Source organism: Colwellia sp. C1TZA3 (genome assembly GCF_007954265.1).
GTDB lineage: Bacteria > Pseudomonadota > Gammaproteobacteria > Enterobacterales > Alteromonadaceae > Cognaticolwellia.
Genome location: NZ_VOLS01000003.1, coordinates 1 through 20,189, shown reverse-complemented (window position 1 = coordinate 20,189; position 20,189 = coordinate 1). Strand labels below are relative to the sequence as shown.

General features: G+C 39.5%; 17 protein-coding genes. 8 read left to right on the top strand and 9 right to left on the bottom strand.

The window, feature by feature from the left end:
• Nucleotides 1-409 precede the first annotated feature (409 nt).
• Nucleotides 410-1,318 carry a homocysteine S-methyltransferase family protein gene (locus ESZ39_RS01620; protein ID WP_146878050.1) on the top strand — a complete coding sequence of 303 codons (909 nt, stop codon included), beginning with the start codon at nt 410-412 and terminating at the stop codon, nt 1,316-1,318.
• A gap of 210 nt (nt 1,319-1,528) precedes the next feature.
• Here the strand turns inward: ESZ39_RS01620 and ESZ39_RS01615 are convergent, their stop codons facing one another.
• Nucleotides 1,529-2,170: a LysE family translocator gene (locus tag ESZ39_RS01615; protein ID WP_146878049.1), complete on the bottom strand. Its 642-nt coding sequence runs from the start codon at nt 2,168-2,170 to the stop codon at nt 1,529-1,531.
• A gap of 115 nt (nt 2,171-2,285) precedes the next feature.
• Here ESZ39_RS01615 and ESZ39_RS01610 point away from each other — a divergent pair, with 115 nt between their 5' ends.
• Nucleotides 2,286-3,212, top strand: a complete 927-nt coding sequence (locus ESZ39_RS01610) for a LysR family transcriptional regulator (protein ID WP_146878048.1) — start codon at nt 2,286-2,288, stop codon at nt 3,210-3,212.
• Between the two features lie 834 nt (nt 3,213-4,046).
• Here the strand turns inward: ESZ39_RS01610 and nth are convergent.
• From nth to ESZ39_RS01570, 8 genes are all read right to left on the bottom strand, one after another.
• Nucleotides 4,047-4,709 carry an endonuclease III gene (gene nth, locus ESZ39_RS01605; RefSeq protein ID WP_146878047.1) on the bottom strand — a complete coding sequence of 221 codons (663 nt, stop codon included), beginning with the start codon at nt 4,707-4,709 and terminating at the stop codon, nt 4,047-4,049.
• Between the two features lie 53 nt (nt 4,710-4,762).
• The gene (locus ESZ39_RS01600; protein WP_146878046.1) at nt 4,763-5,467 is read right to left on the bottom strand and encodes an electron transport complex subunit E; all 705 of its coding nucleotides are present in this window, start codon (nt 5,465-5,467) and stop codon (nt 4,763-4,765) included.
• The gene (gene rsxG / locus ESZ39_RS01595) at nt 5,464-6,105 is read right to left on the bottom strand and encodes an electron transport complex subunit RsxG (RefSeq protein WP_146878045.1); all 642 of its coding nucleotides are present in this window, start codon (nt 6,103-6,105) and stop codon (nt 5,464-5,466) included. Before rsxG ends, ESZ39_RS01600 begins: the two co-directional genes overlap by 4 nt.
• Nucleotides 6,105-7,169 carry an electron transport complex subunit RsxD gene (gene rsxD / locus ESZ39_RS01590; protein WP_146878044.1) on the bottom strand — a complete coding sequence of 355 codons (1,065 nt, stop codon included), beginning with the start codon at nt 7,167-7,169 and terminating at the stop codon, nt 6,105-6,107. The genes rsxG and rsxD overlap by 1 nt, the downstream gene beginning before the upstream one ends.
• A gap of 9 nt (nt 7,170-7,178) precedes the next feature.
• A complete protein-coding gene (rsxC, locus tag ESZ39_RS01585) occupies nt 7,179-9,542 on the bottom strand; it encodes an electron transport complex subunit RsxC (RefSeq protein ID WP_146878043.1) in 2,364 nt (787 codons plus the stop codon).
• A 12-nt stretch (nt 9,543-9,554) separates the two neighbouring features.
• On the bottom strand, nt 9,555-10,109 hold the full coding sequence (gene rsxB / locus ESZ39_RS01580) for an electron transport complex subunit RsxB (protein ID WP_146878042.1): 555 nt from the start codon (nt 10,107-10,109) through the stop codon (nt 9,555-9,557).
• Complete coding sequence (rsxA, locus tag ESZ39_RS01575) at nt 10,109-10,690, bottom strand: electron transport complex subunit RsxA (protein ID WP_146878041.1); 582 nt, start codon at nt 10,688-10,690, stop codon at nt 10,109-10,111. Before rsxA ends, rsxB begins: the two co-directional genes overlap by 1 nt.
• 227 nt (nt 10,691-10,917) lie before the next feature.
• A complete protein-coding gene (locus tag ESZ39_RS01570; RefSeq protein ID WP_146878040.1) occupies nt 10,918-12,804 on the bottom strand; it encodes an EAL domain-containing protein in 1,887 nt (628 codons plus the stop codon).
• A 485-nt stretch (nt 12,805-13,289) separates the two neighbouring features.
• Here ESZ39_RS01570 and rimP point away from each other — a divergent pair, with 485 nt between their 5' ends.
• The 6 genes from rimP (at nt 13,290) to rpsO (ending at nt 19,889) form a co-directional block, all read left to right on the top strand.
• On the top strand, nt 13,290-13,751 hold the full coding sequence (gene rimP, locus ESZ39_RS01565; protein WP_146878039.1) for a ribosome maturation factor RimP: 462 nt from the start codon (nt 13,290-13,292) through the stop codon (nt 13,749-13,751).
• Nucleotides 13,752-13,780: 29 nt separating this feature from the next.
• The gene (gene nusA / locus ESZ39_RS01560; RefSeq protein ID WP_146878038.1) at nt 13,781-15,277 is read left to right on the top strand and encodes a transcription termination factor NusA; all 1,497 of its coding nucleotides are present in this window, start codon (nt 13,781-13,783) and stop codon (nt 15,275-15,277) included.
• Nucleotides 15,278-15,298: 21 nt separating this feature from the next.
• Complete coding sequence (gene infB, locus ESZ39_RS01555; RefSeq protein ID WP_146878037.1) at nt 15,299-17,986, top strand: translation initiation factor IF-2; 2,688 nt, start codon at nt 15,299-15,301, stop codon at nt 17,984-17,986.
• Between the two features lie 134 nt (nt 17,987-18,120).
• Nucleotides 18,121-18,522: a 30S ribosome-binding factor RbfA gene (gene rbfA / locus ESZ39_RS01550; protein WP_146878036.1), complete on the top strand. Its 402-nt coding sequence runs from the start codon at nt 18,121-18,123 to the stop codon at nt 18,520-18,522.
• A gap of 2 nt (nt 18,523-18,524) precedes the next feature.
• Nucleotides 18,525-19,469: a tRNA pseudouridine(55) synthase TruB gene (gene truB / locus ESZ39_RS01545; RefSeq protein ID WP_146878035.1), complete on the top strand. Its 945-nt coding sequence runs from the start codon at nt 18,525-18,527 to the stop codon at nt 19,467-19,469.
• Between the two features lie 150 nt (nt 19,470-19,619).
• Nucleotides 19,620-19,889 (top strand): 30S ribosomal protein S15, encoded by a 270-nt coding sequence (gene rpsO / locus ESZ39_RS01540; protein ID WP_146878034.1) that lies wholly within the window; start codon nt 19,620-19,622, stop codon nt 19,887-19,889.
• The last annotated feature ends 300 nt before the right edge of the window (nt 19,890-20,189 follow it).

Below are 20,189 nucleotides of genomic sequence, written 5' to 3'. Positions count from 1 at the left end.
GATATTAAAGGTCAATCTGTTTTCGGTAAATAATAAGGTAACTAATGCGCGGTATAATGATTTTTATATAATTTAAGTACGCAAGGGTATGTTTGTGGTTGACCAAGTCAGTACGCTGCTACTAGCGACTAATACCAATCCCATTAAGTTATTGCTCACTTGTACTAGTTAAAATAGCTCAAGGCTGTGTTGCTCTGAATCCCAATAGCCAGCTATTGCTCAATCTAGCGCCTTACCTTGAATTATTTTTCCTGCGCACAACAAGATCACAAACTTAATGGAACTGGTATAACATGCAAAAGACTAAAGTATGGTGCAATTTTTATCAATGTCCCGACTTACACTTGCTTTCCATCAATCGCATGGCTATTCTGCTCTTATTTTATAGACAACAGATGAAAAAGTTAATATGAAACTAGAGTTTACATTACCGATAATTCTTGACGGTGGCATGGGCCGTGAACTTCAGCGTATTGGCGCCCCTTTTCAGCAGCCAGAATGGTCAGCTCAAGCACTCATTGAAGCGCCACACTTTATCTCCCAAGTGCATCGTAGCTTTATAAAGGCCGGAGCTGAAATTATCACTACCAATACCTATGCGTTAGTGCCCTTTCATATTGGAGAGAAACGCTTTAACAAACAAGGGGCTGAACTCATTAAGCTAGCTGCTAGGTTAGCACGAGAATGCGTCAACGATAATTCAAATTTGTTAGTCGCGGGTTGTATTCCACCATTATTAGGCTCTTACCGACCGGATCTTTTTTCAGTCGCACAAGCACAGCCATTGCTTGAGTTATTAATAAAAAATCAGGAGGTTGATGTAGATATCTGGCTAGCCGAAACAATATCTTCTATCGCAGAAGCCGCGATGATAAAGGCTCGCACTGTTGTCACTGGCAAACCTACTTGGATCGCCTTTACCGTTAAAGATGAAATATCTACCGAGTCCACCCTACGTTCTGGTGAGTCAGTTTATGATGCTGTTAGCCAAATTGCAGGACAAAATGTTTCAGCAATATTATTTAATTGTAGCCGTGTCGAAGTAATGCAGAACGCACTTATAATCGCTAAACAAGCGTTATTAGATCAAGGAATTGAAAACGAAGTTCAGTTAGGTGTGTACGCAAATAATTTCCCACCAATTGGCGAACTACACGCAGCGAATGAAAATGATGGTATTTCTGGTGTCAGAGATGATGTTCCGCCAGAAAAGTATAATGAATTTGCACTATCTTGGCTTAAATCTGGTGCATCTATTATCGGTGGCTGTTGTGGGGTTTCACCGGCACATATCGAAAAGTTAGCCAAACTTAAATAAATTCATCACTTGGAAAGTAAATATTAAGTGTTGAGTGCTGAAGGTTAATTTTTAATACCTGACGCTAAACTACTAAGTATTTGTAGAATAATAAGTAATGGGCGAAAATCAAAATTAAACCTGAATTTTTTTCTAGCCATATCTGAATGAAAATTATGTTTGAATACCTACAATTAGCTTTGTTTTATAATTACTAATTGTAGGCTTTATTTAAATAGCACTCATAAGGGTGAGCTTTACAGCAAGGAGCATCAAGACAAATCCTGCCACTTTATCAATTTTTTGTTTTTGTCGATTAAAGCGAGGCAATATACTCGGGTGTGATAACAGTAAAGCAACACCGCTGTACCAGATAAAATGTGCCAATATAATGATCAAGCCATAACTTATTTGCATTATTAATGGGGTATCTACCGATACTACTTGGGTAAAAATACTTAAGAAGAAGATAGATGTTTTAGGGTTTAATATGTTGCAAGTAAAGCCTCGACGCAGCGCGATAAAGGGCGAAATATCTGCTGTTTGATGTTTTTGTTGATTATTTAAAGGCTTGGCAGTTGTTAACAACTGCCAAGCAATGTAAATAAGATAAGCCGCACCTAGATATTTGATTGCAGAAAATAACCAGACTGAATTTGCAATCACCACCGCTAATCCTGCAATTGAATAACTTGCATGAATACAAACAGACAAACACATGCCTAGGCTCATATACAAGCCGGCCAAACGACCATTGTTGATACTAGTACGGGTCACTAAGACAAAATCAGCCCCAGGTAACATAGCCATAAGAATAGCGATGGTACTGACCGCAATAATTTCTGCCATATATGTATTTATTAACAACTCCATATTTACCTCTTATCATTTAAAATATGCTTACAGCAGCTCACTTGTTACTGCGGATGTATGTTAATCTATGAGATATTTAAAACAATACACGTATTTGTAAAAGGACTTGTGCTTAATGGACACAAATAAACTGATGCCCTTATTATCTGATATGGCTATTTTGGTCACTGTGGTAGAGCAGGGGAATTTTAGTAAAGCGGCAAAAAAACTTGGCGTAACACCCTCAGCAGTGAGTCGTCAAATAAGCAGACTAGAAGATGCATTAGGCATCAAGCTATTACAGCGTACGACACGACAACTAGCGTTAACTGAGTCAGGAAAAATAACCTTTGATTATTGTAAACAGATGGTTGAGTCTGCAGAAAAAGCGGTTAACGCCAGTCGTTCTGTAACATCAACGGTGAGTGGATTATTGAGGGTGGCTGCGCCAAAATCACTCGCTAATCAGGTATTACGGCCACTTTTTGTGGAGTTTTTAAAATGCTACCCAGATATTCAATTACATTTAAAAGTAACCGATCGTATATTAGATCCGATTCATGACGGTGTTGATTTCTTGATTCATATTAATGACTATCCTATTGAAGCTTTGGTAAATGTTAACATTGGTCGCGTTGAGCAGGTGTTATGTGCCAGTCCTGATTTCTTAGCAAAACATGCTTTGCCAACACATCCCGATGATTTAAAAGCTTTACCTTGCATTTGCTTAGGCGAAAATATGACCGACAACCGATGGCGATTCAGTAATGAAAATCATAAAACCACGGTAGAAGTAACGGGATCATATTTACTTAACCACAGCGAAATGCGTCGAGACGCGATTGAGCAGGGCTTTGGTATTGGCTCTTTACCTGATTATACCGCGCAGCAGGGGCTTGAAGCCGGAAGGCTGATTCCGCTATTGAAAGACTGGCAGTTACAATGTAGCTATCACGGTGATATTTGTCTGCAGTATGTGCAAAGTAAATATATGCCAAATAAAAACCGCATGTTTATCGATTTTATGAAACAAAAGTTACGGGTAATTAAATCAGACTCTTGAGTGATTAAATAGGTCTCTTTGTTAAATGTTTAGCCTAGTTTTTTATTGCTTTGATCATGTCTTTTAATATCAAAAATATAAAGTGATAGGTACTGATATAATGCTTGCCTCGTTTCTAATGGTCAGAATATAAATTAATTGATACTAATCAAAGTGACTTTGAAATTTATTAGTTAACTGAAAAATACCTACGCCATTGATCAAGCCCATCATTGCAACTAGCGATAAGTTATACCAATTTGATTAATTAAGTGATCTAATTTTTCATGAGGAAAAATGGATAAATACAAGGCATAAAATTTAGTCAGTAGTTATTCTACTTATAAATTTTATAACGCTGTAGTTATTCATTTTAACCATTAAAAATGAGCAGGTAATTAATCAACTTGGTATTACTTGTTTACAGAAGCAGAAGAGCGATACTGGTTGAGACATTACAAGGTATTAGTGATTGAAAATCTTAGCGGCCTGACTGACCAACTTTATCCAACACAGCCAGTTTAAGGAGGTAGTTTGTGAGCAACAACCGCTAAGTTATTAGTAATACCAATTACATTAAGTTATTGCTCACTTGTACTAGTTAAAATAGCTCAAGGCTGTGTTGCTCTCACTCCCAATAGCCAGCTATTGCTCAATCAAGCGCCTTACCTTGAATTATTTTTCCTGCGCACAACAAGATCACAAACTTAATGGAACTGGTATAAAATGTTGAAAAGACATCGCATGATCAGTAATGTGGTTTTTATATACTTGTGTTGATGGCGTTAACAATAAAAGTTTAAGCTCAATTGCCAATATTGAAGTTGTACTGGTCTTAAATACTTTAAGTAATTTTTAGTCTTCAGTTTTGTCTTTAAAGTCGCATAAGTCTTCAATAATACATGAACCACATTTTGGCTTGCGAGCTATACAGGTGTAACGACCGTGCAGAATTAGCCAATGATGTAAATTAAAGAAAAATTCTGTTTTTCTTGGCGTGTGTTTAATAACATTTTTTTCTGTTTCTTCTACTGTTTTGCCTTTGGCGTAGCCAGTGCGGTTAGCTACTCGTTGGATATGCGTATCAACAGCAATAAAGTATTTACCCTCATTATCTTTTAGCCAACCAAATCCTGTGTTGAGGACAACATTAGCAGTTTTTCTGCCAACGCCGGGTAGGGCTTCGAGGGCTGCCCTATTTTTAGGCACTTCACCACCATGCAAATCGATAATCATTTGACAGGTTTTAAGGGTATTTAGCGCTTTGGTGTTAAATAAACCAATGGTTTTAATATAAGATTTTAAACCATCAAGACCAAGATCAAGCAGTGCTTGTGGTGTATTAGCGACAGAATAAAGTTTATCAGTGGCTTTGTTGACACTGACATCAGTGGCTTGAGCGGATAATAATACCGCAATTAATAACTCAAAGGCACTTGAGAAATTAAGCTCTGTGGTTGGGCTTGGGTCGTTGTCTCGTAACCGAGCTAACATAGCTAATCGTTTTTCTTTATTCATCAGAGATATTTTTTATTATTTTCATTTAACTGTACTTATCTAAGTGTGTTTATTTAATTTTCAAAGTTTACACGAACACGTTCAATAGCTTGTTCTAATTTTTTAGGTTTTGCTTGCGCTATTTTATGATCAATAACATTTTTACCGGCGATTAAAAAGCCCATGGCAATAAAGGCACCTGGCGGTAATATCATCAATAAAAATTGGCTATCAAGTGAGTAAATCTCTACTCTTAGTCCTGTTGCCCATTGTCCTAAAAGCAGGTTTGCGCCATCAAATAACGTGCCTTGACCTAAGACTTCACGTACTGCCCCTAAGACAACTAATACGGCTAAGAAGCCAAGCCCCATCATTAAGCCATCAAAGCTGGATTGTTTAATCGGATTTTTAGAGGCGTAGGCTTCTGCACGACCAATAATGGCGCAGTTGGTAACGATGAGTGGTAGAAAAATGCCCAATGATTGATATAAATCGTAAGTGAAAGCGTTCATCAGCAACTGCACACAGGTAACAAAGGTAGCAATAATAAGTACAAATATTGGAATGCGGATTTCTTTGGGTACCCATTGTCTGATGGCTGAGACGGTGGCGTTTGAACAAATCAGTACAAACATTGTTGCAATGCCTAGGCCTAAAGCGTTAACAACCGTTGACGTTACCGCTAATAAGGGACAAAGCCCCAGCAATTGCACTAAGCCGGGGTTGTTTTTCCATAAACCCTGCCAAGCTAACTCTTTATATTCTGAGTTTATTTTCATTGTTCTACTCCACAGTTACTGGCGGTATTAAAAATGACTTTTTGATTAGCTTGAAAGTAGTCAATTGTTTTTCTAACTGTTTTTACTACGGCTCTGGGGGTGATGGTGGCTCCGGTAAACTGGTCAAACATGCCTCCGTCTTTTTTAACTGCCCAGCGATTGTCATTGTTACCAAGGACTTTTTTTCCAGAAAATGTTGTTATCCAGTCACTTTTTCTTAGTTCTATTTTATCACCCAAACCAGGTGTCTCTTTATGCAGTAATGTTCTAACACCACTAACGCTGCCATCAGTATTTATGGCAATTAACAATTCGATATTGCCACTATAGCCATCGGGTGCCACCGTTTTAATCGCTGCAGCTGTTGGTGTGTTATTTAATCGAGCACGATAAATCACATCAATTAACAGCTCTGTATCCTTGCCAGTAGGCGCTATAATACAGTCACGAAACATTTCATTATCATGACTATCTGTTTGAATAACTTGGTTTAACTGTTGAATTAACTGTTGTTGAGACTGAAATTCAATACGATCTTCTGTGAGTAGCTGCACGAAAGCAACTGTTGCCGTACACGCCATCGCGAATAAAGCCAATATTTTTGAGTTTTTACTTATTGCAGGCGTTAACGTTGACATTATTTTTTCACTTCTAAGTCGTGGCCGTACGTGCGAGGACGGGTATATTGGTCAATTAAAGGCGCGGCCATATTACACAGTAAAACGGCAAAAGCGACGGCATCAGGATAGCCACCAAACTTTCTGATCAGAAAAACTAATAAACCAGCGAGTGCGCCAAAGACCAGTCGACCTTTAACACTCGTAGCACCAGAAACCGGATCAGTTATGATGAAAAATGCACCCAACATGGTCGCTCCTGTAAACCAATGAAACATAGTTGAGGCGTTGCTATCAGGACTGATCATAAAGGCAATAAAACTACAAATAAATAAGCTTAATAAGAAACTTACGGGTGTACTCCAAGGAATCGCTTCTTTCCCCAGTAAAAATAAGCCACCCAGTAGAAAACCCGCATTGATCCATTCCCAGCCAACACCAAAATGTTTACCTATGGTGGGGGCTTGCATACTTTCAACGACAGTTAATCCCAAAGTCATATTAGTTTTAACCGTATCTAGCGGGGTTGCCATGGTAAAGCCATCGATGTGGGTACGAATTTGTTCAACTGAGTAGCCTTGCGGCGTATAGCCAGAAAAAATAACGGCCAGCGTGTCACTTAATTGTATATCCATGGCTAATAATGACAGTGGTGGTTGCCACTGGGTCATTTGCAGTGGAAATGAAATTAGCAGCATTACATAGGCCGCCATTGCTGGATTAAAAGGGTTATGGCCTAAACCACCATAGAGTTGTTTAACTAGTGCGATCGCAAAAAGGCTGCCAATAACTGATATCCACCAAGGGGCTAAGGCAGGTAAACTTATACCGAGTAAAACGGCGGTTAATATCGCGCTACCATCAAATAACTGTGGGGTTATTTTTTTATTTCGTAACGCTAACACCGTAAATTCAGCGATAATTGCGGCGGCTACTGCTAAAGAAATATGAATTAAGTTACCCCAGCCAAAGAAGTACCATTGCGCAAATATGCCAGGAATCGTGGCATAAACCACCAGCCTCATTAGGCTTGATGTTTCATTTTTTTGATGATTGTGGGGTGAACTTGCTATCCAAAAGGCCATGGTACTTAATTACTCTGAAGTTGGTGATTTGTCGGATGAAGCGGCTAGTTTTTTTGCTTTTGCTTTGGCTATCGCCGCTGCAATTTTAGTTTTTCGATCTAGATTCTTGGTGTCAATATTGCTAACCGTTTGTGGTTCACCTTGTGTTTTTTTGGTTTTAGCAGCTTCAACATTTTTAACTTGTGCCGGTACATCACACTCTGAGGTTGCCCCAAGATCAATATTACTTTCAAGGTTAGTTGTTGATTTTTCAAGGTTATTAAACGAGGTTTCAGTACCTAAGCTTGCCTTCATCTTGGCTTGTGCCTTCGCTTTTACCATTGCAGCGGCTACTTTAGCCTTTTTATCTATAGCTTGAGTGGCTTTGTCATCTGAAACTGAATCTAGGTTAACCGCATTAGGTTTTAATGCCTTTGTTGCTGTGTCAATAATGTCAACTTGACTACTAGGACTGTTTGCTGCTGATGCTTGACGTTTTTTTTCTTTTGCTTTAGCAACGGCTACGGCAACCTTAGCTTTTCTGTCAATAACAACAGGCGCTGCTTGCGATGATGTCAGCGAGCTTGGTGACTCATTGTTTTGTAGTGTATCTAACGAATCTATTTGTGCTTGGTTTTTTTGTGCTAACTTTTTCGCCTTTGCCCTTGCGATAGCATTAGCGACTTGGCTTTTGCCATCATCAACTGCTGCAACCGATTCGACAGTAATGTCGACAGTACTAGTATTAGAACTCTCAGCCGCACTAGTAGTAGTAGTAGTAGTAGTAGCATCCTCAGAATCATTCTCAGCAGTGTTCTGCTTTATGCTGGCTTGAGCTTTTTTTGCTTTTACGCGAGCAAGTGCGTCTGCGACTGCAGATTTTTCTGATTTTGCCGCGCTTGTATCTGTATTCATTCTAGCTTTGCGAGCCTCAGCGGCTTTTTTATGTTTTTCTGCTCGTGCTACTTTCTCGCGTTCAAGTCTTTGCTTACGTGCTTCAAATCTAACTTTGGCTTTTTCTGCCTTGATATCAAGTAATTTTTGTTGACGTATTTCAGCTTTGGCAACACGATAATAATGCACTAAAGGAATTTGACTTGGGCAAACGTAGGCACATGCACCACATTCAATACAATCAAATAGATTAAGCTTGGCCAGTTGTGCTTGATCTTTTGCTTTTGCACTCCATTGTAACTCTTGTGGTAGCAATTGTGCAGGGCAGACATCGGCACATTGACCACAGCGAATACACTCAACTTCTTTACTACTAGTAGATGAAAAGGGTGAAGCTATTTCAATTTCACTAGGCGCTAAAATACAGTTGGTGGTTTTTATTACTGGAATTTGATCATGGGGTAAACTAAAACCCATCATAGGACCACCCATGATTAAATGCCTGTTTTTACTATTGTTATAGCCACATTGACGGGTTAAAAAACCAACTGGAGTACCAATAAGTGCCCAGACATTTTGTGGTTTTTCTAGTGCTTGCCCGCTGATGGTGACAACACGCTTGATCAGTGGCGTGTCGTTGATAACAGCGTCAGCAATAGCAAAACAAGTGGCAACGTTTTGCATCACCATACCCAAAGAGCTTGGTAAAACACCACTCGGGACTTCCTGACCGGTTAATATTTTTATCAGTTGTTTTTCGCCGCCACTTGGGTATTTTGTTGGAATAACACAAATCTTAATATGATCTATATCTGCCGTGGCTTTTTTTAAGGCATCAGTGGCTTCGGTTTTATTTTCTTCGATACCGATAAGGATATTTTTCGGCGATAACAAATGGTCAATAATTTTAATGCCGTCTAGAATGGTTGGGCTATGTTCTTGGAGTAATAAATCATCAGCCGTAATATAAGGTTCACACTCAGCCGCGTTGATAATTAAGTAGTCTATCTTAGCTAAGGTGCTGACTTTGACTTGCGTTGGAAAGCCTGCGCCGCCCATACCCGATATACCGGCATTAGCTATTTTTTCTATTATTTGTATTTTGCTTAATAAGTGAAAGTCAGGACAAATATGACGCTGTTTCCAGGTGTCTTCACCGTCAGGTGTTAATATAATACAAGCTTCACTTAATCCAGAAGGGTGAGGGATCGCCATTGACTGAATGGCTGTGATTGTGCCACTAGTGGGGGCATGAATTGGCACTGACATTGGGCTGTCACAAGCACTTAATATTTGTCCTTTAAGTACCTTGTCACCCACTTTAACAACTAAGTTACCTGCTTGGCCAATATGTTGACGAATAGGGATAATCAACTGTTCAGGAATTTGCGCACTAGCAATGGGTTTGGTGCAAGTGAGAAACTTTTGCTCAGGCGGGTGTATGCCGCCATGAAACTGCCAAAAACTGCCTCGTTCTATACGTTCAATTACCGATTCCACCCAAACCTCGTCTTAATTTATTTGTACTACAGGAATACTATTTAAATCCCATTGCCAGTTCTGCGTTGTTGTGGCAACTGGGATCATCTCTATACAATCTACTGGGCACGGTGCAACACATAAATCGCAACCGGTACATTCGTCAGTAATGATTGTGTGCATTTGCTTGGTTGTACCTATAATGGCATCAACTGGACAAGCCTGAATACACTTGGTGCAGCCGATACAGTCTTCTTCAATAATAAAAGCGACTTTAGGTGAGTTATCTGCTTCGTGATTCTCATCTAAGGGTTGAACTTCCACACCCATTAAATCAGCAATTTTTTTGATAGTGTCTTCACCGCCGGGGGCACATTTGTTGATTGCTTCACCGTTGGCTACGGCTTGTGCATAGGGTTTACACCCCGGATATCCACATTGACCACATTGTGTTTGTGGCAGTAGTGCATCTAATTGCTCAGCCAGTGGATCACCTTGCACTTTAAACTGCACTGAAGCGAAACCTAACAAGGCACCAAATAAGGCGGCAATAACACCTAGTACTAATATTGCGATGACGGTACTCATTAAAACTTAACCAATCCTGTAAAGCCCATAAATGCTAATGACATTAAACCGGCGGTGATCATGGCAATAGCCGAACCTTTAAATGGCGCGGGTACATCGGCATTAGCTAGTTTCTCTCGCATGGCTGAAAACATGATTAATACCAATGAAAATCCAACCGCGGCGCCAAAACCGTAAATTATTGATTCGAAGAAATTATGTTGTTCATAAAGATTCAATAATGCGACACCAAGTACTGCACAGTTTGTGGTGATAAGGGGTAGAAAAATCCCTAACAAGCGATATAAGTTTGCACTGGTTTTATGCACCACCATTTCGGTAAATTGCACGACAACGGCAATCACTAAAATAAAGGTCATTGTCGTTAAATACTCTAAACCTAAGGGCGCTAGAATATAATTATTGACGATGTAGCTCAGTAACGAGGCTAGCGTCATAACAAATGTTGTCGCAAACGACATACCTATGGCGGTTTCAGTTCGAGACGACACGCCCATAAATGGGCATAAGCCTAGAAACTTAACCAAGACAAAGTTATTTACTAATACTGTGCCAACAAGTAGCAAGAGATAATCAGTCATTCGATCAATATTTTACTGTGAAAATTCGCACTATTATCCGTGTTTATCTGGCAATAAACAACAGATGAACCGTAAGGGTATTCATTTTAATGTCTCGTTAGTTAATTATGCTGCAAAAACGGCTGTAAAGTTAAACAATGAAATAACAAGCTAATGATTTTTAAAACTCAATTAAAAAATAAAAAGCCACTATGTTTTAGTGGCTTATTTGCTATTATTTTAACCTACTACATTGAAGAGATAGCTCTGGGTTTACCCACATAGAAACCCTGACAGCCATCAACAAATAGTTTTTCAAGCATAAATTTCTCTTCTTGGCTTTCAACGCTTTCTGCCAAGACACTAACACTTAATCTGTGCGCTAAATCTACCATTAAACGCATAAAGTATTGATTATTTTTGTCTTCGTCAATATCTCGAGTGTAAGTACTATCCATCTTAATAAAATCAGGTTTTAAATCTCTAAAGAATTTAAATGAAGTCAATCCAATACCAAAACGTTCAACGGTAATTCTGGCGCCAACTCGGTGGATCATATCAATAAATTTTTTGCTGGTTTTTATATTTTGTTGCAAACCGCTTTCGGTAATTTCAAACACCAGTTTTGCGGCAATGGCGGTATCGCGTAAAAGCCGCCTTTCTAACCAAATAAGGAAATAGCCGTCATTAATTGAACGGGCGCTAATATTAATACCAAAAAAATGCTCTTGCATATTTCTATCAGCAATCTCTTTTATAACAGCCTCTATAATCATCCGGTCAACAGCAACAATTTTGTCGAGCTTTTCAGCCATGGCGAAAAAAGAAGCGGTGGGAAGAATATCGTCATTACTGTTTAAAAAACGAGCTAAAACCTCGGAGTACACACGGTTGTTAGGGCTACTGGGTTTAATCGACTGGACAAGCAAATTAATTCTTTGATTTTCAATAACACTATCAATTTCTTGTCGCCAATGTTGATTGCCATAACTCGCACTGCTGTTGTCTAAAATGCTACTGTCAGTCTGGGCATACCAAGCATTAACACTTTTTGTTTGGGCGACACTAATACCGGTATCAGCCAACGCTAAAAGTTCACCTAAAGGCTTGTCATCATCAAAGTAAACCAACCCCGTATAACCAACAGAATCTAGATCCGATGTATGCTGATATTCATTGAAGCTTGCGGTTAGATCTGCCGCAAATGTTTCTGCGCTTTTTAAGCTGACATTGGGGATTAAGGTCGCAAAGTCAGAACTATTTAAACGATATACTTGCGCACCTCTATATTGACTAATGGCATTTTTCATGATGTCAGCCACCTTGCGAATATAATTATCACCTTCATGGTAACCGTGGATTTGATTAATGGTTTGTAACTCAGAGCAACGAGTAATCGACAAAACACCAAAATCGGAGCGGCTATCAGCATTTTCAAAAAATTGAATAAACCGGTTACGATTTTCTAATTTAGTTACAGGTTCAATGTAGGCATCTTTTTCTAATAAGGCTGTCGCAGTTGTTTTTTTAGCCATGAGCGTTTTGAGCTCAGCTAGATGTTGTTGAATTTCAGGTAAATCAATTTCATTATCTTTGACCTCATTAGGGTTATCTTCACCGGAAATAATGACACTAAGGTCTCGTTTTACTTGACGACTAATTTTTTGAGTTAAGCGGCGATACCTTGCTAGGCTAAGTGATGTTGCAATAAAAATGAATACAACACTTAATACAAATACTGATAATAGTGTCTTGTGTAAAACGACTACGCTATGATTGACAGCTAACTGATAGCGTATTGTTAAAGCTGAATTAGGTAAGTTAACTTGGCTAATAGGCGCCAATATCAAGCCGGCAAGTAGCACAGGCTCTTGCTGCTGATTAATAATAATGGCAGCTTCATTATTAGCAATATTTATAAATTGGTAACGGTTGAACCTTGGCAATTGTTTGGCAAACATTGCACTGTTGTTAGGTTTTACTTCTTGGTCTAAAGTGAGTAATACCTGTTGATGTTGAATTTGTTGCTCAGAGCTTTGAAATGCTAATAGAAAAATACAGGCAAGTACAGTGCTAGCACTAAAGCCCAAAGCAAAGAGACAATTTCTTAAAAGTAATTGAGAATATTTATACATATAATTCCAGAATGCCGGTATGTGCCGCTGTAATGATAACAAGTTAAGTATTGCGAGTGATTTTTAACATGAATTGAGGTAATTTACTAACTATCTGATTATGAGACAATAATTATTATACTCATGTCAGTAAAATTTGTAGTAATTTTTTTCTCTAAAGTACCGTTAGCCTACTATCTTGCCCTTGTTTCGTCTGCGAAAATTAACTTGCTATAAAAACAGCAATTCTATATAATACGCGCAGCTTGAATGTAGCAATATTTCACTGAATAGATTTTTATCGCAATTAGATAGATTTTCTAAGATATTGTTATGCAGAACCAAGAAAGTTATTGCTTGGTTTACATCGTGGGTTCAGTGAATAAGCCCCGCGTAATGGGGCTTTTTTGTATCTTAACCACGTAAAAAGGTGCAATAGCAGCAAGGTATATCGCTGGGCTTTATGCCCTTTTTTTGTTTCTGTATTCCCAAATTGGAGAAAGTGATTGGCTAAATTTGAACACAAACTAACCGCAATGTTACGTCCTGCCGTTGAAGAAACGGGTAAGGAATTATTAGGCGTTGAATTTCATAGCGCGGGTAACCATTCGGTTTTACGAATATTTATCGACCATGAAAATGGCATCGATGTTGATGACTGTGCTGAAGTCAGTCGTCAAGTAGGGGCTATGCTAGACGTAGAAGACCCAATCAGTAGTGAATATAGCTTAGAAGTTTCATCACCTGGGCTTGATCGCCCGCTTTTTGATAAAGCGCACTTCGAAGCAGTTGTTGATGAAACGGTAGAAGTAAAAATTTCAATGCCATTGAATGGCCGTCGAAAATTCAAAGGCAAATTAGTTACTGTTGAAAACGACAGTCTAATTGTCATGGTTGATAACGAGGAATATGAACTTGTTATCAGTAATATAGACAAGGCTCATCTTGTTTATAACCATCGTAAATAAATTTAAAATATTGAGAAAGGCTAACTAGCATGAGTAAAGAAATATTACTGGTTGTAGATGCTGTTTCTAATGAAAAGGCATTACCACGAGAAAGCATTTTCGAAGCGATGGAAACCGCTTTAGAGACGGCGACAAAAAAGAAATATGAAGGCGACATTTTAGTTCGTGTCAGTATCGACCGTACAACGGGTGAATTTGATACTTTTCGTCGCTGGTTAATCGTTGAAGAAAGCGATACACCGATGGAAAACCCGTATGCCGAAATTAGTTTAGCGGCAGCACAATATGATGAACCAGAATTAAACGTTGGTGATTATGTTGAAGATCAAATTGAATCAGTTAAGTTTGACCGTGTAACAACACAAACGGCAAAACAAGTTATCGTTCAAAAAATTCGTGAAGCAGAACGTGGTCTTATTGTTGATGCTTACCAAGAACAAATTGGCGAAATCATCACAGGTGTGGTGAAAAAAGCTAGCCGTGACAGTGTCATTTTAGATTTAGGAAATAATGCAGAAGCTATTATTTACCGTGATGACATGTTGCCGCGTGAAAGTTTTCGTCCAGGCGATCGTGTTCGTGGTTTACTTTATGAAATTAAACCAGAAGCACGTGGTGCGCAATTATTTGTCAGCCGTACTAAACCTGAGATGTTAATTGAGCTGTTCCGCGTTGAAGTACCAGAAATTGGTGAAGAAATGCTTGAGATCAAAGGCGCAGCTCGTGATCCAGGTTCTCGTGCGAAAATTTCAGTAAAAAGTAACGACAAACGCATCGATCCCGTTGGTGCTTGTGTTGGTATGCGTGGTTCACGCGTACAAGCCGTTTCGAGTGAGTTAGGCGGCGAACGCGTTGATATCGTTTTATATGATGACAACCCGGCACAATATGTTATCAATGCGATGGCACCGGCAGAAGTGGCCTCTATCATTGTTGATGAAGACAAAAATACTATGGACATCGCTGTCGAAGAAGGCAACTTAGCCATGGCGATTGGTCGAAGTGGTCAAAATATACGTTTAGCTAGCCAATTAACTGGCTGGGAATTAAACGTGATGACTGTTGCAGACATGAACGAAAAACACCAAGCTGAAAACGATAAAGTATTAACGCTATTTATTGACAAGCTAGACCTTGATGAAGACTTTGCTTTGATGTTAGTAGAAGAAGGCTTCACATCGTTAGAAGAAATTGCTTACGTACCTGTTGCTGAAATGCTTGATATTGATGGCATGGACGAAGATATGGTGGAAGAATTGCGTGAACGTGCAAAAGCGGCAATTACTACACAAGCATTAGCTAGTGAAGAAACACTTGAAAGCTCAGAGCCAGCTGAAGATTTATTAAATCTTGCCGGTTTAGAACGTCATTTAGCGTTTGTATTAGCGAGTCGTGGTATTACCACATTAGAACACCTTGCTGAACAAGGTGTTGACGAAATATCAGACATTGAAGAATTAGATGAAACCAAAGCGGGCGAGCTAATTATGGCTGCACGTAATATTTGTTGGTTTAACGAAGAATAACTCACCGGGAGAATTATATAGATGGCAAACGTAACAGTAGAACAACTTGCCAAAGAGATCGGTACACCGGTGGATCGCTTAGTTAGCCAATTGGCTGACTCGGGCGTGAATAAATCGGCAACTGATTCTGTTTCGCAAGAAGAAAAAGAAAGCCTGCTTGATCATTTGAAAAAGCAACATGGTGATGATTCAACAGCTAACCCCAGCAAATTAACGCTTAGCCGTAAGAAAAAATCTACTTTGGTTTTAGGTCACGGTAGCAAAGCTAAGTCGGTGCAAGTAGAAGTACGTAAAAAACGTACTTATGTAAAACGTAGCGATGTAGAAGAGCAACAACAAGCTGATGTTGATTCGAAGGCTGCTGAAGAAGCGCGCCTTCAAGCTGAAATTGATGCGAAAGCTAAAGCTGAAGCTGATGCTAAGGAAGTGGTAAACGAGCTTGCCGTTGCTGCAGTAAAAGCAGAAGTGCAGGCAGAAGCTAAAGCAGAGGCAAAAGTTGAAGCAGAAGCTAAAGCTAAACAAGCCGCTATAGTGAAAGCAAAAAGCATTGAAGAGTCGGCTGCTAAGCCAGTGCCAGTGGTAGCAGAAACTGAAGAAGCGAAAAAATTACGCTTACAGCAAGATGCAGAATTAGCCGCTAAAGTGGAAGAAGAAGCCCGCTTGTCTGCAGAAGTAGCACGTAAACTTGCTGAAGAAAACGAATCACGTTGGAAAGAGCAAGAAGCAGAGCGTAAAGCGAAAGAAAAAGAAGTGGTGCATTTAACCTCTTCTAAATACGCGCAAGAAGCTGAAGATAAAAGTGACTCGGCTGATGAAAGTGGTCGCCGACGTAAGAAGAAAAAACCAGCTGGCCAAGACAGGAATAACCGTGGTCGTAATGCCAGAGGCAAAGGCAAGTTAGGCTTATCTTCACCTCAAAGCTTAAAGCATGGCTTTACTAAGCCAGTTGAAATTAAGCTGAACGAAGTACGCATTGGCGAAACTATTTCGGTGGCGGAGTTAGCGAACAAAATGTCTGTTAAAGGCGCTGAAGTCGTTAAAGCGATGTTTAAAATGGGTGCTATGGCAACTATTAACCAAGTGATTGACCAAGAAACTGCAGCATTAGTTGCTGAAGATATGGGTCGTGAAGTGGTGCTAGTGAAAGAAAATGCCTTAGAAGAAGCGGTACTTTCAGACCGTGATCATACCGGTGAAGCGATTACACGTGCACCCGTTGTTACTATTATGGGTCATGTTGACCATGGTAAAACGTCATTACTTGATCACATTCGTAAAGCTAAAGTAGCTGATGGTGAAGCGGGCGGTATTACTCAACATATTGGTGCCTACCATGTAGAAACAGGACACGGAATGATCACATTCCTTGATACTCCTGGTCACGCAGCCTTTACAGCCATGCGTTCACGTGGTGCTAAAGCAACTGATATTATTATCATTGTTGTTGCCGCAGATGATGGTGTAATGCCACAAACGATTGAAGCCATTCAGCATGCTAAAGCATCTGACGCGCCAATTATTATCGCGGTTAACAAAATGGATAAAGAAGGTGTAGATATCGATCGTGTTAAGAGTGAATTATCACAACACGGCGTACTTTCTGAAGAGTGGGGCGGTGAAGTTCAATTCTGTTATGTATCAGCTAAAACTGATTTAGGCATTGACGAGTTACTTGATGCGATATTAATCCAGTCAGAAGTGCTAGAACTTACCGCTGTTGTTGACAAAATGGCCAATGGTGTTGTTGTTGAGTCTAAACTTGATAAAGGCCGTGGCCCAGTGGCTACTGTCCTTGTTCAAGAAGGTACATTGAACCAAGGTGATATCGTACTTTGTGGTTTAGAATACGGTCGTGTTCGTGCTATGCGTGATGAAAACGGCAATACGATTCAATCTGCCGGTCCATCTATTCCAGTAGAAATTATTGGCTTAAGTGGTGTACCGATATCAGGTGATGAAGCAACCGTGGTTAAAGATGAGAAGAAAGCGCGTGAAGTGGCTCTATTCCGTCAAGGTAAATACCGTGATGTGAAACTTGCGCGTCAACAGAAAGCTAAACTTGAAAACATGTTTGCGAGTATGGCTACTGGTGAAGTTTCTGAAGTTAATGTGGTACTTAAATCTGATGTTCAAGGTTCACTTGAAGCGATTTCAGACGCACTAACTAAACTTTCTACTGATGAAGTTAAAGTGCGCATTATCGGTAGTGGCGTTGGTGCGATTACTGAAACAGATGCAACCTTAGCTTCAGCTTCTAACGCTATTGTGGTCGGCTTTAACGTTCGTGCCGATGCAGCAGCGCGTAAAGTGATTGAAATTGAGAAAATTGATTTACGTTACTACAGTGTGATTTACGCTTTGATTGACGAAGTTAAAGCAGCTATGAGCGGTATGCTTGCTCCTGAGTTTAAACAAGAAATTATCGGTTTAGCACAAGTACGTGATGTATTTAAGTCACCAAAAATTGGCGCAATTGCTGGTTGTATGGTTACAGAAGGTATTATCAAACGTTCAGCACCGATTCGTGTATTACGTGAAAATGTCGTGATTTACGAAGGTGAGTTGGAATCGTTACGTCGTTTTAAAGACGATGTACCAGAAGTTCGCAACGCTACTGAATGTGGTATCGGTGTTAAGAACTACAACGATGTTCGCGTTGGTGACCAAATCGAAGTATTTGAAACGATTGAGATTAAACGCACACTTTAATCGCGTTTAGTTTTCATAGTTTAGTTAAAATGGGGGCTTAGCCTCCATTTTCATTTACAAAATATACCTAATACTTAATATTGATGCAGGTATACTGTTATTAATGTTAGCTCATTACGTTGTAGGAATTATTTATGGCCAGAGAATTTGCTCGTACTGATCGAGTTGCACAAGAAATTCAAAAAGAAATCGCGATGATTATTCAACGCGAAGTCAAAGATCCACGTTTAGGTATGGTGACGGTAAATGCAGTAGAAATTACCCGTGATTTAGCCTATGCAAAAATCTTTGTTACCTTCTTCACTTTGGAAGGTCAAAATGTTGATGTTTCAATCGAGGTGTTAAATGAAGCGGCGAGTTATATTCGTACTTTGTTAGCTAAGCGTATTAATGCCCGCATTATGCCAGAGCTACGGTTTATTTATGACAGCTCTATGGTTGAAGGAGTTCGCATGGGTAACTTAGTTGATAAAGCGGTTGCTGATGATGTGAAGAATCACGAAGGTGAAATAGACGAAGCCCCAGAGAGCAAATAACCATGGCGAAGAAAAGAAAAGGCCGTGCTGTTAATGGTGTTTTATTACTTGATAAACCCTACGATATGTCGTCTAACAATGCGCTGCAAAGAGTTAAGCATATTTATTTTGCGCAAAAAGCAGGTCATACCGGCGCTTTAGATCCATTAGCCACCGGTATGCTACCCATATGTTTGGGTGAAGGAACTAAGTTCTCTCAGTTCTTACTTGATACCGATAAAACTTACCAAGTTACCGCTAAATTAGGTGTACGCACCACGACTAGTGATGCTGATGGTGAGGTTGTTAGTGAAAAGCCTGTTGATGTGAGTGCTGAGCAATTAGCCATAGCATTAGCGTCATTTCGTGGTACAACTCAACAGATCCCATCAATGTATTCAGCATTAAAGTATCAAGGGCAACCTTTATATAAATATGCTCGTGAAGGTATTGAAGTACCAAGAGAATCACGTGACATTACGGTATTTCGCTTGGACTTATTACGCTTTGAAAGTGATGAAGTCGACTTAGATATTCATGTCTCTAAAGGGACTTATATCCGCACTATCATTGATGACTTAGGTGAACTTTTGGGTTGTGGTGCTCATGTTGCTGATTTACGTCGTAGTGCTGTGGGTAATTACCCGACAGCAAAAATGGTGACCATCGCAACATTAGAAACCCTGTTGGCACAAGCAGTAGCTGAAGATGTTGCGCCATCGGTGTATTTAGATGAACTATTATTACCGATGACAACCGCTTGCGATGGTATTCCCGCGGTTTTTGTTGATGATATGTCAGCAAATTTTTTACGCCACGGTAACCCAGTACAGTGCTCAAATGCGCCAGCAAACGGTCTAGTACAAGTATTCATCGGTGATGATGTTGATACGGGTGAGTTTATTGGTGTTGGAGAAATTGATGATGATGGGTTAGTTAATCCTAAACGTATTACCGTTATCAGTTAACAATACGAATAGTTGTTGTTGTTGGGTAGTTATACTATCAGTTTAAGTTGCAATTGCAGTAGTTATTGATAGAATACTTGTTCTTAGAACGTCTTGCTGATTTAGTGTTCGGCTCGACGCGATTTTAAACACTAAAATTAAGGTAAAATTATGTCTTTAAACGCTGCTGAAAAAGCTGCTATCGTTGCAGAATATGCTCAAGCTGAAGGTGATACTGGTTCTCCAGAAGTACAAGTTGCTTTGTTAAGTATACAAATCAACCACTTACAAGGTCACTTCAAAGAGCACATCCATGATCACCATTCACGTCGTGGTTTATTACGTATGGTAAGCCAACGTCGTAAATTACTTGATTACTTAAAAGGCAAAAACGTTACACGTTATACTGCTTTAATCGGTAAATTAGGTCTACGTCGTTAAGACCAGCTTTATTTAATAAAATAAGCAAAAATTACAAAAAGGAGCCTAATGGCTCCTTTTTTTATCCTTTGAATCTGCCACCCTAGCTTCGAGATAGCTAAAACTGCTCAGTAAACCACTAATTAATCAAATTGGTATAATACCAATTACATTAAGTTATTGCTCACTTGTACTAGTTAAAATAGCTCAAGGCTGTGTTGCTCTCACTCCCAATAGCCAGCTATTGCTCAATCGAGCGCCTTACCTTGAATTATTTTTCCTGCGCACAACAAGATCACAAACTTAATGGAACTGGTATAA